Below are 390 nucleotides of genomic sequence, written 5' to 3' on the forward strand. Positions count from 1 at the left end.
GCCCCAGGAAGGGGCTCGCCACGTTGGCGTCGGGGAGCTGCGCCGCGCGAATACCGGCCGGCGCGCCGCCGAAGTTCTCGGCCACGCCCGTCGCCTGAACCAGACAGTCGAGCAGGGCCTCGGCCGGGACACGCCGCGGAATGAACCGCGAAAAGTTCTGCTCGTCGCGGCGATTGGAAGGCGTCGGCGCGGCCGAACGCTGGTAGGTCTCGCTGGTCACAATGCGCCGCATCAGGTGCCGCATGTCGAACTTGTGCTCGATGAAGTCCTTGGTCAGGGCGTCGAGCAAGGCCGGGTTGATCGGCGGGTTCGTGTTGCGGACGTCGTCGACCGGTTCGATGATCCCCCGGTGGAAGTAGTAGCTCCAGATGCGATTGACCAGCCCGCGAG

At 67.2% G+C, this 390-nt stretch carries 1 protein-coding gene; it reads right to left on the bottom strand.

Going from position 1 to position 390, the window contains the following annotated elements; genetic code table 11:
• Nucleotides 1-390: DUF1553 domain-containing protein (locus I6F37_RS44055; protein WP_225154993.1), on the bottom strand; the 390-nt coding region annotated here is incomplete at both ends.

Source organism: Bradyrhizobium sp. NBAIM08, assembly GCF_020193935.1.
Classification (GTDB): Bacteria; Pseudomonadota; Alphaproteobacteria; order Rhizobiales; family Xanthobacteraceae; genus Bradyrhizobium; species Bradyrhizobium yuanmingense.